The sequence below is a fragment of the Vogesella urethralis genome (genome assembly GCF_007644045.2).
Classification (GTDB): Bacteria; Pseudomonadota; Gammaproteobacteria; order Burkholderiales; family Chromobacteriaceae; genus Vogesella; species Vogesella urethralis.
In genome coordinates this window covers 79,807-93,454 of record NZ_VMDW02000098.1, presented here as the reverse complement: position 1 = coordinate 93,454, position 13,648 = coordinate 79,807, and the positions used below count along the sequence as shown (strand labels likewise).

At 64.5% G+C, this 13,648-nt stretch carries 13 protein-coding genes; 7 read left to right on the top strand and 6 right to left on the bottom strand.

What is annotated here, in order from left to right:
• The first annotated feature begins 66 nt into the window (after positions 1-66).
• Entirely contained in the window at positions 67-1,278 is a 1,212-nt protein-coding gene (locus FLQ03_RS11825) for a D-serine ammonia-lyase (RefSeq protein WP_144370937.1), read from the top strand.
• A gap of 1 nt (position 1,279) precedes the next feature.
• Here FLQ03_RS11825 and FLQ03_RS11820 read toward each other — a convergent pair whose 3' ends face one another.
• Genes FLQ03_RS11820 through FLQ03_RS11810 form a run of 3 tightly spaced genes read right to left on the bottom strand, consistent with a single transcriptional unit; the run spans position 1,280 to position 3,877 of the window.
• Complete coding sequence (locus FLQ03_RS11820) at positions 1,280-2,164, bottom strand: LysR family transcriptional regulator (RefSeq protein WP_144370936.1); 885 nt, start codon at positions 2,162-2,164, stop codon at positions 1,280-1,282.
• A gap of 10 nt (positions 2,165-2,174) precedes the next feature.
• Positions 2,175-2,996, bottom strand: coding sequence for a class I SAM-dependent methyltransferase (locus FLQ03_RS11815; RefSeq protein WP_144370935.1), 822 nt, complete (start codon positions 2,994-2,996; stop codon positions 2,175-2,177).
• 44 nt (positions 2,997-3,040) lie between these two features.
• Complete coding sequence (locus tag FLQ03_RS11810; protein ID WP_170252397.1) at positions 3,041-3,877, bottom strand: GGDEF domain-containing protein; 837 nt, start codon at positions 3,875-3,877, stop codon at positions 3,041-3,043.
• A 193-nt stretch (positions 3,878-4,070) separates the two neighbouring features.
• Here FLQ03_RS11810 and FLQ03_RS11805 point away from each other — a divergent pair, with 193 nt between their 5' ends.
• The 4 genes from FLQ03_RS11805 to FLQ03_RS11790 all read left to right on the top strand — a co-directional run bounded on the left by FLQ03_RS11805 (position 4,071) and on the right by FLQ03_RS11790 (position 7,090).
• Positions 4,071-4,721 (top strand): MBL fold metallo-hydrolase, encoded by a 651-nt coding sequence (locus tag FLQ03_RS11805; RefSeq protein ID WP_144370933.1) that lies wholly within the window; start codon positions 4,071-4,073, stop codon positions 4,719-4,721.
• Positions 4,721-5,038: an MGMT family protein gene (locus tag FLQ03_RS11800; RefSeq protein WP_144370932.1), complete on the top strand. Its 318-nt coding sequence runs from the start codon at positions 4,721-4,723 to the stop codon at positions 5,036-5,038. Before FLQ03_RS11805 ends, FLQ03_RS11800 begins: the two co-directional genes overlap by 1 nt.
• A gap of 205 nt (positions 5,039-5,243) precedes the next feature.
• Positions 5,244-6,026, top strand: coding sequence for an outer membrane protein OmpK (locus FLQ03_RS11795; RefSeq protein WP_144370931.1), 783 nt, complete (start codon positions 5,244-5,246; stop codon positions 6,024-6,026).
• 293 nt (positions 6,027-6,319) lie between these two features.
• A complete protein-coding gene (locus FLQ03_RS11790; protein WP_144370930.1) occupies positions 6,320-7,090 on the top strand; it encodes a DeoR/GlpR family DNA-binding transcription regulator in 771 nt (256 codons plus the stop codon).
• Positions 7,091-7,153: 63 nt separating this feature from the next.
• Here FLQ03_RS11790 and FLQ03_RS11785 read toward each other — a convergent pair whose 3' ends face one another.
• Positions 7,154-8,752 carry a GGDEF domain-containing protein gene (locus tag FLQ03_RS11785; RefSeq protein ID WP_240802267.1) on the bottom strand — a complete coding sequence of 533 codons (1,599 nt, stop codon included), beginning with the start codon at positions 8,750-8,752 and terminating at the stop codon, positions 7,154-7,156.
• Positions 8,753-8,882: 130 nt separating this feature from the next.
• Here FLQ03_RS11785 and FLQ03_RS11780 point away from each other — a divergent pair, with 130 nt between their 5' ends.
• A complete protein-coding gene (locus tag FLQ03_RS11780; RefSeq protein ID WP_144370929.1) occupies positions 8,883-10,769 on the top strand; it encodes a ribonuclease catalytic domain-containing protein in 1,887 nt (628 codons plus the stop codon).
• Between the two features lie 52 nt (positions 10,770-10,821).
• Here the strand turns inward: FLQ03_RS11780 and FLQ03_RS11775 are convergent, their stop codons facing one another.
• Positions 10,822-11,646 carry an HDOD domain-containing protein gene (locus FLQ03_RS11775; protein ID WP_144370928.1) on the bottom strand — a complete coding sequence of 275 codons (825 nt, stop codon included), beginning with the start codon at positions 11,644-11,646 and terminating at the stop codon, positions 10,822-10,824.
• Between the two features lie 267 nt (positions 11,647-11,913).
• On the bottom strand, positions 11,914-12,153 hold the full coding sequence (locus tag FLQ03_RS11770; RefSeq protein ID WP_144370927.1) for a hypothetical protein: 240 nt from the start codon (positions 12,151-12,153) through the stop codon (positions 11,914-11,916).
• A gap of 253 nt (positions 12,154-12,406) precedes the next feature.
• Between FLQ03_RS11770 and alr the strand changes: the two genes are divergently transcribed.
• Positions 12,407-13,633 (top strand): alanine racemase, encoded by a 1,227-nt coding sequence (gene alr, locus FLQ03_RS11765; protein WP_144370926.1) that lies wholly within the window; start codon positions 12,407-12,409, stop codon positions 13,631-13,633.
• Positions 13,634-13,648: the final 15 nt, after the last annotated feature.

The window sequence follows — 13,648 nt, the reverse complement described above, 5'->3', positions numbered from 1 at the left end:
TGCTGGCTTGTCGCCCTGCCCGGCCGGCACGCACACTGCCATGCATTGCCCCCAGCGGAGAACACCATGACCAGCCCTACCCTCCCTCCCCAACTCGCCCGCGCCGAGCCCTTGCTGTGGCACAACCCGCAGCGGCTGCCGGCCGCGGCCGCGCTGGCGTCGCTGCCATACGGCCACGCCGACATCGACGCTGCCATCGCCCGCTGGCAGCGCTTTGCCCCGCTGCTGGCGCACTGTTTTCCGGACAGCGTGGCGGCCGATGGCCGTATCGACTCGCCCTTGCTTTGGCAGGATGGCGAGCTGCTGGTCAAGGCCGACCACGCGCTGCCGGTTACCGCCTGCATCAAGGCACGCGGTGGCGTCTACGAGGTGCTGTGCCAGGCCGAAGCACTGGCGCAAGCGGCCGGTTTGCTGGAGGGCGGCAACAGCTACGCCGTGCTGGCCGGCGACGCGGCCCGTGCGCTGTTTGCCCGCCACACCATTCTGGTGGGCAGCACCGGCAACCTGGGTTACAGCGTGGGCGTGATGGCACGCGCGCTGGGCCTGCAGGTGGAAGTCCACATGTCCAGCGACGCCAAGGCCTGGAAGAAGGACCGCCTGCGGGCACTGGGTGCCCGTGTGGTGGAGCACGCCGGCGACTACGCCACCGCCTTGGCCAGCGCCCGCACCTTGGCCGCCGCCGACCCGGCCAGCTATTTCATCGATGACGAGAGTTCGCTGTTGCTGTTCTTCGGCTACGCGGCAGCCGCCCGCGACCTGAAAGCCCAGCTGGACGCCACCGGCCAGCTGCCGACGCCGGCGCGGCCGCTGCGCGTCTACCTGCCCTGCGGCGTCGGCGGGGCGCCTGGCGGGGTGGCGTTCGGGCTGAAGTGCCTGTACGGCGACGCGGTGCAGATCGTGTTCGTGGAGCCGGTGGCGTCGCCGTGCTTTCTGCTGCGGCTGGCCAGCGGCGACGACCGGCTATCGGTTTACGATATCGGCCTCGATAACCGCACGCTGGCCGATGGCCTGGCCGTGCCACGCGCGTCGGCCACCGTAGCCGGCATCGTGCAACACCTGGTAGATGCCGTAGTCACCGTCAGCGACGACAGCTTGCTGAGCGAGGTGCGTCATCAATGGCAGCAATATGGCCTGCGGCTGGAGCCGTCGGCAGCTGCCGGCTTTGTGGCCCACCGCTTGGTCGCCAGCCAATGGGCGCAGGACGTGATACCGGTAGTGTGGACGACGGGCGGCAACGGTCTGCCGGATGAGGTGTTTCTGCCGCTGCTGGCGAGTTGAGTCAGCTACCGACGGCGTCGGCGGCCAACTCGTCGCCCAGCCAGCCGGCCAGCGTGGCCACCGCAGCGCTGCGCTCGCCACCGTACAGCGCATAGCAGCCCAGCAACAAGGGCGGCGTGGCGTCCAGCCGGCACAGGCTGCCAGCCTGCAAGGCGGGCGCCACCAGCCGCCAGCGCCCCAGCGCCACACCCTCGCCGGCCTCGGCACTGCGATACGCCAGCTGCGCCTGGTTGAAATGGCGCTCGGCCAGCCCGCAACCGGCCGGGCGACCGTGCACCGCCAGCCAGCGTGCCCACTCGCTACCCGGCGCCGACGACACGCTCCACGGGCTGTCGTCGTGCAGCAGCGGCCAACCGGTCGCAGGCGGCGCCGCCGTCGGCGAACGCACCGGCATGCCGTACTCGGGCCAGTGCGGCACGGCATCTTGCGGGGGGTGCGGCAGATAGCACAGGTACAAATGCGACGGGTCCGCCGGCCGTTGCGGCGCGACGGTGTCGGCCTGCAGGTCGACCACGATATCGGGGTACAAACCGGCAAACCGGCCCAGCCGCGGCAGCAGCCAGCCCAGCGCCAGCGAGGGTGGCGCCACCAGCCGGACGCTGGCGCCGTGGGTCTGCAAGGCGGCCAAGCCGTCGCCCAGCGCGGTAAAGCCCTGCTGCGCGGCAAGGTACAACTGCTGACCGGCCTGGGTCAGCACGAAACCGCGCGGGCCGCGCTGCATCAGCACCCGGCCCAGCCGTGCTTCCAGCCGCTGCATGCGCTGGCTGACGGCGCCCGGGCTAATGGCAAGCACCGCAGCCGCCCGGCGAAAACCACCGGCTTCGGCCACGGCGTGGAAAAACCACAGGTCGGCCAGCAGGCTGGCGTCAAGGCGGCGCGGCAACATGGCAGCGTGCTCAGTAAGCGAAACGTTCGCGCAGCGCTTCCAGATTCAGCTCGCGCAGGATGGCTTCCTGACGTTCGCGGGCGCTCTTCTTGCCGCCGCCCACCTTCTTGGCAATGATCAGCTCGTTTTTCATCGAGTGCTCCCAGCCCACCAGCTCGGTAACCGTCACCTGGTAACCGCGCGCCTCCAGCTGCAGGCAGCGCAGCACGTTGGTGAGCTGGCTGCCGAACTCGCGGGTGTGGATGGGGTGGCGCCACAGCTCGGACAGTGGCGTCTTGCCGAAAGTCTCGTTCTTTTTCTGGCGCAGTACGGCGGCCACTTCGGCCTGGCAGCACGGTACCAGCACGATGTAACGGGCGTCCTTGGCTAGCGCAAAGCGGATGGCGTCGTCGGTGGCGGTATTGCACGCGTGCAGCGCGGTGATGATGTCGACCTGGGCCGGCAAGGCGTCGGAGGTGATGGACTGCTCGACGGTCAGGTTCAGGAACTGCATGCCGGCAAAGCCCAGCCGGTTAGCCAGCTCGACCGACTTGTCCACCAGGTCCTGCCGCGTTTCCACGCCGTAAACGGTGGCGTCGGCTTTGTCCTTCAGGAACAGGTCGTACAGGATGAAACCGAGGTAAGACTTGCCGGCGCCGTGGTCGGCCAGGCTCAGGCTGCCTTTCTGCGCCAGCACGTCCGCCATCAGCGGCTCGATGAACTGGTACAGGTGGTACACCTGCTTCAGTTTGCGGCGGGTATCCTGGTTGATCTTGCCGTCGCGGGTAAGGATGTGCAGCTCTTTCAGCAGTTCGATCGACTGCTGCGGTTTGATTTCGGGGATCAGGCTCATGACGGCTTCCGCAAATAGGGGTTGCCGTTATTGTAGCAGTGCCGTCAATCCGCCCACTCGCTGCGATTGCGGCCCAATGCCTTGGCGCGGTACAAGGCGCGGTCGGTACGCTGCTGCAGCTGCTCCAGCGTTTCACCCAAACGCAGGCGTCCGACGCCCACGCTGGTGGTGAGCTGCAGTTCGGCGCGCACCTGCATGCCGGCTACCGCCAGGCGAACGGCCTCGGCCAAGTCGAGCAGACGACCCTCCGGCATGTCGGGCAGCAACACAGCGAACTCCTCGCCACCCAGGCGCGCGGCCACACCACCCGGCGGGCATTGCCGCGCCAGGATGCGGCCGAGTTCGCGCAGCACCTCGTCACCCACGCTATGGCCGTAGGTATCGTTGACCGCCTTGAAATGATCGAGGTCCAACAGCAGCAAGCCCATGCCGGCAGGCTGCATGCTGGCACCCAGGCGGTTGAACTGGCGGCGGTTGCACAGCCCGGTCAGCTCGTCGGTATTGGCCAGGCTTTGCAGCTGCTGGTGCACGCGGCGGGCATGCCGCATCAGGCTGAACACGCCGCCCGCTACCAGCGCCATGCCGAATACCCGCATCAGGTCTTCGCCGAAGGCCGACAACCAGCGCGGCTGCTCGACCACTTCATCCATGATGTCGGCCACCGCGCTGACCAGCCACAGGCTGAGGCCACAGGTCAGCCAGTTATAGGCGGCGTCAGGTAAGGGTTCACGCTGGACACCCCAGAACATCAGCACGATGATGGACAGCACCGTCAGCTCGGCCAGGCCGCCGACGCTGAACAGCCAGCTTTGCGACAACCACGGCAACCACAACAGATGAAACAGGATTTCAGCCAGTAACAGGATGCCCAGAACCAGCATGAAACGGCGCCGATACTGCAGCAGATACGGCTTTTTTTCGGAAAAATCGGGCATGATGAATACAGTAATGCGGTGATGGCTGCTTGTAGCATCGTTGTTTCCGCCGGTGGCGGCAAGCGGCAAAAGCACTTTTGCACCGACAGACAGGCTGTCAAAATTTCGCCCACCTTAAATCCACCAGGATTCTATAACCATGGCTTTACAACTAAAGGTCATTCCGGTCACACCCTTCCAGCAAAACTGTTCGGTGATCTGGTGCGATGCAACGCGCCAGGCGGCGGTGATCGATGCCGGTGGCGACATCGCCCGCATCCGCGCATTTATCGATGCCCAAGGGCTGACGGTAGAAAAGCTGCTGCTCACCCACGGCCATATCGACCACGCTGGCGCCGCACGCGAGCTGGCAGATGCGCTGGGCGTGGCCATTGAAGGACCGCATCCGGCCGAAAGCTTCTGGCTGGACCAGCTGCCCAGCCAGGGCACCATGTTCGGCTTTCCGCGGGCCGAGCCGTTGACGCCGGAACGCTGGCTGCACGAGGGCGACAGCGTCACCGTCGGCCAGCAACAACTGGAAGTCCTGCACTGCCCGGGCCATACCCCTGGCCATGTGGTGTTCGTTAGCCGTGCGGCCAACGTCTGTATCGTCGGCGACGTGCTGTTCCAGGGTAGTATCGGCCGCACCGACTTTCCGATGGGCAACCACGAGCAACTGATCGATGCCATCCGCAGCAAGCTGTTCGCGCTGCCGGATGACATGACGGTGGTGCCCGGCCACGGCCCGTTCACTACCATTGGCGACGAGCGCCGCAGCAACCCGTTCGTGGCCGACCGCCGCTACGGCTGATGGACGCCGCCTTCGAACGCGCGGTGCTGGCGCAGCTGCTGGCCATCCCGCCGGGGCGGGTCAGCAGCTACGGCGTGCTGGCAGCGCTAGCCGGCTACCCGCGCCACGCCCGCCACGTGGGCAAGCTGCTGGCCAGCGCGCCCGACGGCGCCGGCTGGCCGTGGTTTCGCGTGGTTAGCAGCAGTGGCCACATTGCCCGCCCCGGCACACCGCAAGCGGATTACCAGCGCCTGCTGCTGGAAGAAGACGGCGTCGAGGTTGGCCGCAACGGCCGTATCGATTTGCGCCGTTACGGCTGGCCGGTGGCCGGCGAGTAAGCCTCATGCAACACTCATGCGCCATCGTCATGTTATGACGGCGATCGTGCAGGAATCACACAGCATTTGTCCTAAACGGGTGTTTGACTGCGCATCACGCCCGCTTTCTGCTATGCTCCGCGTCCCCGTTTTGCCGCCAACCGGCTACCCGCCGGCATCCGCAGCAAAACGGTTTGCTTTTTTAACGACTTAGCAGCAGAACAACATGACAACTCGCACTACTCTGATCGCCCTGGCACTGGCTTCCTGTGCCGGCTTCGCACACGCCGATTACACCTTCAGCAACGTCAGCGCCAACTGGCTGGACTGGTCTTCCAACACCCAGGACCGCACCAACAAGGGCCCGTTCGGCGGCAAGGCCGACTTTGCCTACCTGGAAGCCGAAGGCGGCATGGGCGGCAACTGGGGCGATGTGTACGGTTTCCTCGACATCGAGAACCCGGATCAGAACACCCGCGAGCAAGGTGGCCAGAACCGTCGCTACGCTTCCAAAGTGGTAGCCCGCGTGAATGTGGCCCAGATCGGCAACCTGCCGGTACAGGCTTACGCCCACGTGTACGACTTCCGTGAAGGCAAGTTCTACGACCAGAACCGCGTACTGGGTCTGGGCACCAGCTTCTCCGCCGGCAACCTGTGGGTGAAGCCGTTCCTGGGCGCGCACCAGGAGTTCAAGCAAGGCGTGGGTGCACACCGCAACGGCATGATGGCCGGCTGGGTACTGGGCTTCCCGTTCAAGGCCGCCGGTCAGGACCTGATGGTAACCCAATGGCACGAAATCGAATTCGATCGTGAAAACCGCTACCTGGCCATGGGCAAGGACGGCAAAGTGGCCAACGGCCGCAAACTGGCTAACAACGGCGCCGTGTCGCTGTGGTGGAACGCTACCAAGAGCGTGACCGGTGGCCTGACCTACCGCTACGCCGACCAGAAGCTGGGCTCCGCCACTTACCAGCGCGCGCTGATCACTACCATCAAGTACAACTTCTGATTGTCTGCGGCCTGCGGCGACTGCGGCAGGCTGGCGGTGGGCCGCATGGCCACCGGCCGGCCGCAGCTGTAGCGCGCAGGGAAGGCAGCATCGACTCTGCAACCTGTCCGGCCACGCCGGGCAGGTTTTTTTACACCCGCAGCTTGGCTTGCCTTGTCAATGCCGCCGCAACAAGCACGCGACGTACTGGCGCTTTTTCACCGCAAGTATTCGTTTATGACAAGGCAAAGTTGCCGTATGCAGCAAAAATATGTTAAAGACTCGGGGTAATTTTCGATTCCGAACTTAGCCCCATGAGCCGATCACCTAGACACGACAAAATCCTGCAGTTGGTGCGCGAGAATGGCTTTATGCCCATCGAGGAGCTGGCGCGCATTCTGGACGTGACGCCGCAGACCATCCGCCGCGACATCAACCAGCTGTGCGAGGCCAACCTGCTACGCCGTTATCACGGCGGCGCGGCGCTGGGTAACAGCGTGGAGAACGAGGATTACTTCTCGCGCAAGGGCAAGCTGCAAAGCGAGAAAGCGCACATTGCCGACATGATCGCGGAAAACATTCCCGACCATGCCTCGCTGTTCATGAGCATCGGCACCACCATCGAAGCGGTGGCGCAGGCGCTGACCGCCAGCCACAAGGGCTTGCGCGTGATCACCAACAACATCCACGTGGCGTCGATCATGTCGGCCAACCCCGATTTCACGGTGATGATCACCTCGGGCGTGGTACGCGCCTCGGACGGCGGCATTACCGGCGTGGCCACGCTGGACTTCATCAACCAATTCAAGGTGGACTACGCCATCATCGGTGTGTCGGGCATAGAGACTGACGGTTCGCTGCTGGACTTCGACTACCGCGAAGTGCGCGTGGCGCAGGCGATGATGAACAACGCCCGCCACCGCTTCCTGGCCGCCGACCACAGCAAGTTCGGCCGCAATGCGCTGGTACGCATGGGCCATATCAGCGAGTTCAACGCCATCTTTACCGACGCCATGCCGCCGGAAAGCCTGAAGAAGCTGCTGGACGACCACAACGTACGCATGTACCTGGCCGACCCGGTATAAGGTTGGCCGCCGTAGCAAGCAACAAGGGCGCCGCAGGCGCCCTTGTTGCTGTGCGATACCCGCCTAACGCGGCAACGCGACGGGCAGCCGCTCGTGCTGCTCGCTACTCCACGCCACCACCAGGTTGCGGCCCAGCTCCTTGGCGCGGTACAGCATGGCGTCAGCACGCTGCACCACTGCCACCACGTCCGGCATGCCTTCGATGCCGCACACGCCAGCGCTAAACGTCTGGCGGAAGCGGCCACGCGGCGACTGCTGGTCCAGCAGCTCGAAATCGGCGCGAATCTCTTCCATCAGCCGGTAAGCCTGGTCCACCGTCATGCCCGGCAACACCAGCGCAAACTCCTCGCCGCCGTAGCGGCCGATCAGGTCGCTGCGGCGCAGGCGCTCGCGCAGGAAGCGCGCCAGGTTAACCAGCACCTCGTCGCCAGCCTGATGGCCGTAGTTGTCATTGATGCGCTTGAAGTGGTCTAGGTCCAGCATCACCATCGCCAGCGGCAACCGTTCGCGCTGAGCGCGGGCAAACTCGTACTCCAGCCGCGCAAACAGGTGGGTGTGGTTCAGCAGGCCGGTCAGGCTGTCGGTGCTGATGTAGGAACGCAGCTTGCGGTAGCGGCGGGCGCGGGTGGTGACGGTGACCACCAGCTCGTCGCTGGACACCGGCTTGGTGAGGTATCCGTCCACCCCCAGCGCCAGCGTGTCCAGCTGGATGTCCTGCCGTTTTTCCATCGACAGGAAAATGATCGGGATGCCGTCCATCAGGCCTTGCTGGCGAATGATGCGCGCCAGCTCCTTGCCGTCGCACTCCGGCATGTACATGTCCATCAGGATGAGGTCGGGGCGGAAGCGCTCGATCGCTTCCAGCGCCTGGCTAGGGCGTGTCACCTGCTCGGTCAGGATGCCGTGCTGGCTCAGTACCGCCGAATACAGCCCGGCGAGCGAACCCATGTCTTCGATCAGCAGCACGCGCAGCGGGTTGCGGCGGTCTTGCGGCTGCGGCACTGCCAGCGCGTCCAGCAACTCGCGTACGCCCAGCGGCCAGTTCAGGTAGCCCTGACCGCCGTTGCGTACGGCCTTCAGCCTGGCCTCGAAATCGCGGCGCGGGCTGGCGTACAGCAGCGGGCACGGTAGCGGCATGCCCGGCGGGAACAGCGTTTCGTCGCCGACGAAATCGCTGTACACCACCAACGCCCCCGGCGTGTGCTGGCGCAAGGCCTGCTGCAGCTGCAAGGCATCACGGAACACGTCCAGCCGGTAGCCGAAGCAGGCCAGCTGCTCGATCAGGTAATCATCCACTTCACGCTCGCCCGCCCACAGAAACAAGCGATGACTCTGCCGCAATGGCGCGCTGGCCACCGTGCTCTTCGGCGGGGCCGGCATGCTGGCCAGCTGCGTCACCAGCGACAGTTGCTGGCGCAGGCCCAGGATGTCGTCCTGAGCGCGGCGGCGCTTCAACCAGGCGCGCAGCTGGGCGGCCAGTTCGTCGTTGGCGCGCAACAACTCGTCGGCACCCGCCTGCTCGGCCACGCCCTGCAAACACTGGCTCAGCGCAGTAAAGCGGCGGGCCAGCTCCGGGTCCCAGCGATCCAGCAGCTGGCGACCAACGTGGTCCATTTCCTGGGACAGGCCCAGCAGGGTTTGCGGAAGTGTCTGAACAGACATGGCTAAGTTAAACGGACATTTATACAAAGATTGTCAGTATACCGACAGTAAAGCGGTATGACGCAGCCTGCTGTTATAATCTCCTGTTCCATTGACAGCACGGGGCAGCCCCGGTCCCGCCAGAGGCAGTATGAACGTCTTTTACGAAGAAAGCGGCAGCTTCAAGGTCGGCAGCGTGGTGTCCCGCGCTGACGCCAGTCTGCAAATCGACACCCAGCACGGCAAGCGCACCAAGCTGAAAGCGGCCAACGTGTTCCTGGAGTTCAGCAGCGCGCTGCAGGACTTTCTGCCGGCTGCCGAAGCGATTGCTGCCGATATCGACGTCGACTTCCTGTGGGAATGCTGCGGCGACGACGAATTCGGTTTCGACACCCTGGCCGCCGACTACTTCGGCCACGCCCCCAATGCGCTGGAAAACGCCGCCATCCTGCTGCGCCTGTACGCCGCGCCGATGTACTTCTACAAGAAGGCCAAGGGCCGCTTCAAGGCCGCACCGGAAGAAACGCTGAAAGCCGCGCTGGCCGGTATCGAGCGCAAAAAGCGCGAACAGGAACAGATCGACGCCTGGGCCGCCGAGCTGGCCGCCGGCACGCTGCCGGACGCCATCCGCAGCCACCTGATGGCCATCCTGTACCGCCCGGACAAGAACACGCTGGAATACAAGGCCTTCGACCAGGCCAGCCGCGCCACCAGCCTGCCGCCGCTGCGCCTGGCCGACAAAGTGGGTGGCATTCCGTCGGTACCGGCCTACCTGATGGCCGGCTTCCAGATGGAGCACTTCCCCAAAGGGCTGGGTTTTGGTAACTATGCCCCCGCCACGCTGCCGGAGGCGCTGCCGCTGGCCGAGGTACAGGCGTTCTCCATCGACGACGCCGCCACCACCGAAATCGACGATGCGCTGTCGGTACAGTGGCTGGACAACGGCAATATCCGTGTCGGCATCCACATTGCCGCGCCCACGCTGGGCATTGCGCCGGGTAGCGATCTGGAAAAGATCGTGCACCAGCGCCTGTCCACCGTGTACTTCCCCGGCGACAAGATCACCATGCTGCCCGACGACGTGGTGGCACAGTTCACGCTGCAGGAAGGCCAGGCTTGCCCGGCGCTGAGCCTGTACGTGGAAGTGAGCCCGGCCTTCGAGCTGGTGGATTTCGAAAACCGCGTCGAGCGCGTGCACATTGCGGCCAACCTGCGCCACGATCAGCTGGAGCAGGTGTTCAACGAAGACACGTTGGCCGCACCCGGCTTCGGCCCCGACTACGCGTTCAAGCGCGAGCTGGTCTGGCTGTGGCAGTTTGCCAACGCCCGCGAAGCCTTCCGCGGCAAGACGCCAGACCCGAACCGCCCGCCGCAGGTGGACTACAACTTTGCCGTGGAAGACGGCAAGGTGCGCATCACCATCCGCAAGCGCGGTTCGCCGATGGACAAGCTGGTTTCCGAGCTGATGATCCTGGCCAACAGCGAGTGGGGCCGCATGCTGGCCGAAGCCGACATCCCGGCCATGTACCGTGCGCAAAGCATGGGCAAGGTACGCATGACCACCCGCCCCGAGCCGCATATCGGCCTGGGCGTAGCACAGTACGCGTGGAGCACCTCGCCGCTGCGCCGTGCGTCCGACTTTGTGAACCAGCGCCAGCTGGTGGCGATGATCCGTGGCGAAGACCCGCAGTACGCGCAAGGCGACGCCATGCTGTTTGCGCTGCTGCGCGACTTCGACGCCGCCTACAGCGCCTACCTGGGCTTCCAGGACAAGATGGAGCACTTCTGGTGCCTGCGCTGGTTCAGCCAGGAGGGCGTGACCGAGCCGACCGCCACCTTCATCAAGGAAGACCTGGTGCGCATCGACGGCGTGCCGCTGCGCCTGCGCATTGCCGGCCTGCCGGAGCTGGAAAACGGCGACCGCATCCAGCTGCAGATCATCCGCATCGACGAGCTGATGCTGGAGCTGGAATGCCGCTTCGTGGCGGTGATTTCGCGCAAGACGCCGCCGGCGGACAGCGCCGAGCAACCGGCTTAAGAATGCACAAGGCCCCGCGATGCGGGGCCTTGTTTTTTCTGCCGGACAGCGCCTACAGCAGGCTGTCGATCTGGGTGCTCATTTCCTTCAGGTGGCCGATGGCGCCTTCCAGCTGCTCGGCGCTGATGTTCAACGCCGACACCACACGCTGCGGTACCGTTTCCAGCATGTCCTGCTCGCTCATGCCACGGTTGAAACCGGCCACGATGTACGACGCCAGGCCGATCAGCAGCGCGTACGGCGACGCATCGGCCGGTGGCACCAGATTGTGCTGGTTACGGATGGCGTCCTGGATGGCATCGGGGAAGTTCCAGCGCCGGGCCAGCTCGGCGCCCACTTCGGTCAGATCCATGCCCAGCACCATGCGCTCGGTAGCCAGGCGGTCGGCCCCGCCATCGACCACACGGTCGATCTGCACCGCTTTTTCCGGCTCGGCCACGTGCAACACCAGCTCGCCGATATTGGACATCAGGCCACAGGTATAGCCCAGCTGGGTTTCCAGGCCCGCCAGCTTGGCCAGCGCCTTGCTGGTATTGGCCATCTCGAAGCTGCGGCCCCAGAAGCTTTTCATGTCGAAACCGGGAATGTTGGCCGTGGCGCCGCTGACACCGGAGGCGATGACCAGCACGCGCAGGTTATCGAAGCCCAGCATCACCACCGCGTCTTCCAGCGAGCCGATCTTGCGGCTGCCGCCAAAGCGCGCGGTATTGGCCAGCCGCAGGACACGGGCGCTCAGTACCTGATCGTGGGCCACCTTGTCGGCCACGTCGTCCATGTTGATGTTTTTGTCATTGAAGCTGGCGATCAGCTCCTGTACTACCTTGGGCACCATCGGCAGCTTGCCGGATGCCTTGTCGAATAGCTCTGCCACTTGCATTTGGGGTCTCCTTGTCGTGGTGTGCCCGTACACAAGCCGCTAACAAAACCGCCGGGCTAACCCTGCCCGGCCGCGCAGTTTTCTTAGCGACTCTCAGTGAGCTTAGGCAAGGAATGGCAAAAAAACAGCCGGTATTTTCCGGTCACCACCACGCCAAGGGCATGACGATGCCGGCCTACCGGCCCAAGGTACATAACAACTCAACTCAGCACAGCTTGCTACTACGCTACTGCCACTGCACAGGCGTACGCGACGCCCGCACAGGTCCTACACAACCAGGTTGATGGCGCTGCCTACCGCTTGCTGGATCGCTTCGCCCGTGGCCGAAAACGCCTCCACAACGGTATCACCCGCCTCCTCGATGCCATCGACGATGCCACTGCCGATGTCCATGATGCCGCCGCCGATATCGGTGGCGCCATCTGCAATCTTGCTGATCCCGGTACCGATGCTGCCGTAACCGGCAGCAATGGTGGAGCCTGCGGAAGAAATGCCGGAAACGCTCATGGTGTGACCCTCCGTACTGGTCCGGCACGACAGGTGCGCCGGTAAGCAAAGCCTAGCGCAGCCGGCCCGACAAACCACTGTCAGTTTGTATCGGGGTTAGCACAATGCAGAAACAAAAGCGGCTTTGTGAAAAATTCATGTCGCATTCATATAACCATCACAATCCACAATGGCATAGCATGTTGGCATCGCCCCGGCCTGCTACCCGCAGCCGGTAAAACACAAGCGTGGCGACGCATGCAAAGGAGAAAACATGCCATTCCGTCGTAGCCTGCTGGCCCTGAGCCTGGCCACCCTACTGGGCGCCCAGCCCGCCCTGTCCGCCCCGTTGCTGGATGCCGTAGCCCCGGCCCGCACCGAAGCCGCCGCCCCCGCCGGCAATGCCTGGGTGGAAATCGACAAAGCCGCCTTCGAGCACAATATCCGTCAGCTGCAAACCCGCCTGGCCGGCAAATCGCAAATCTGCGCCGTGATGAAGGCCGACGCCTACGGCCACGGCATCGCGCTGCTGGTGCCGTCGGTCATCGCCAGCGGCGTGCCGTGCATTGCGGTGGCCAGCAACGAAGAAGCCCGCGTGGTGCGCGAGAAAGGCTTCAAGGGCCGCCTGATGCGCGTACGCACCGCCACGCTGGCCGAAATCCGCGGCGCACTGCGCTACAACATGGAAGAGCTGGTAGGCAACCTGGCGCACGCCCGCGCCGCCGGTCAGCTGGCGCAACAGCAAGGCCGGACGCTGCGCATCCACCTGGGCCTGAACTCGTCGGGCATGAGCCGCAACGGGCTGGAAATGGCCACCGAACAAGGCCGTCAGGACGCGTTGGCGCTGGTGAAACAGCCCGGCCTGAAGCTGGTGGGCATCATGACCCACTTTGCGGTGGAAGACGCCGACGACGTACGCAAAGGGTTGGCCGCATTCAAGCAGCAAAGCCAGTGGCTGATCGACAATGCCGGCCTCGACCGCAGCAAGCTGACGCTGCACGCGGCCAACTCCTTCGCCACGCTGGAAGTGCCGGAAAGCCACCTCGACATGGTGCGCCCCGGCGGCCTGCTATACGGTGACACCCTTCCCAGCTACACCGAATACCGCCGCGTGATGGCGTTCAAAACCCGCGTCGCCGCCGTCAACGCCTACCCGGCCGGCAATACCGTCGGTTACGACCGCACCTTCACCCTCAAGCGCGACAGCCTGCTGGCCAACCTGCCGCTGGGCTATTCCGACGGCTACCGCCGCGTGTTCACCAACAAGGGCTATGTGCTGGTCAACGGCCAGCGCGCGCCGGTGGTGGGCAAGGTGTCGATGAACACCACCATGGTGGACGTCACCGACATTCCCGGCGTGAAAGCGGGTGACGAAGTGGTACTGTTCGGCAAGCAGGGCAACGCCGAAATCACCCAGACCGAAATGGAAGACATCAACGGCGCGCTGCTGGCCGACCTGTACACGGTATGGGGCAACAGCAACCCGCGCCGGCTGAAGTAAACGCCCGCCCAAACG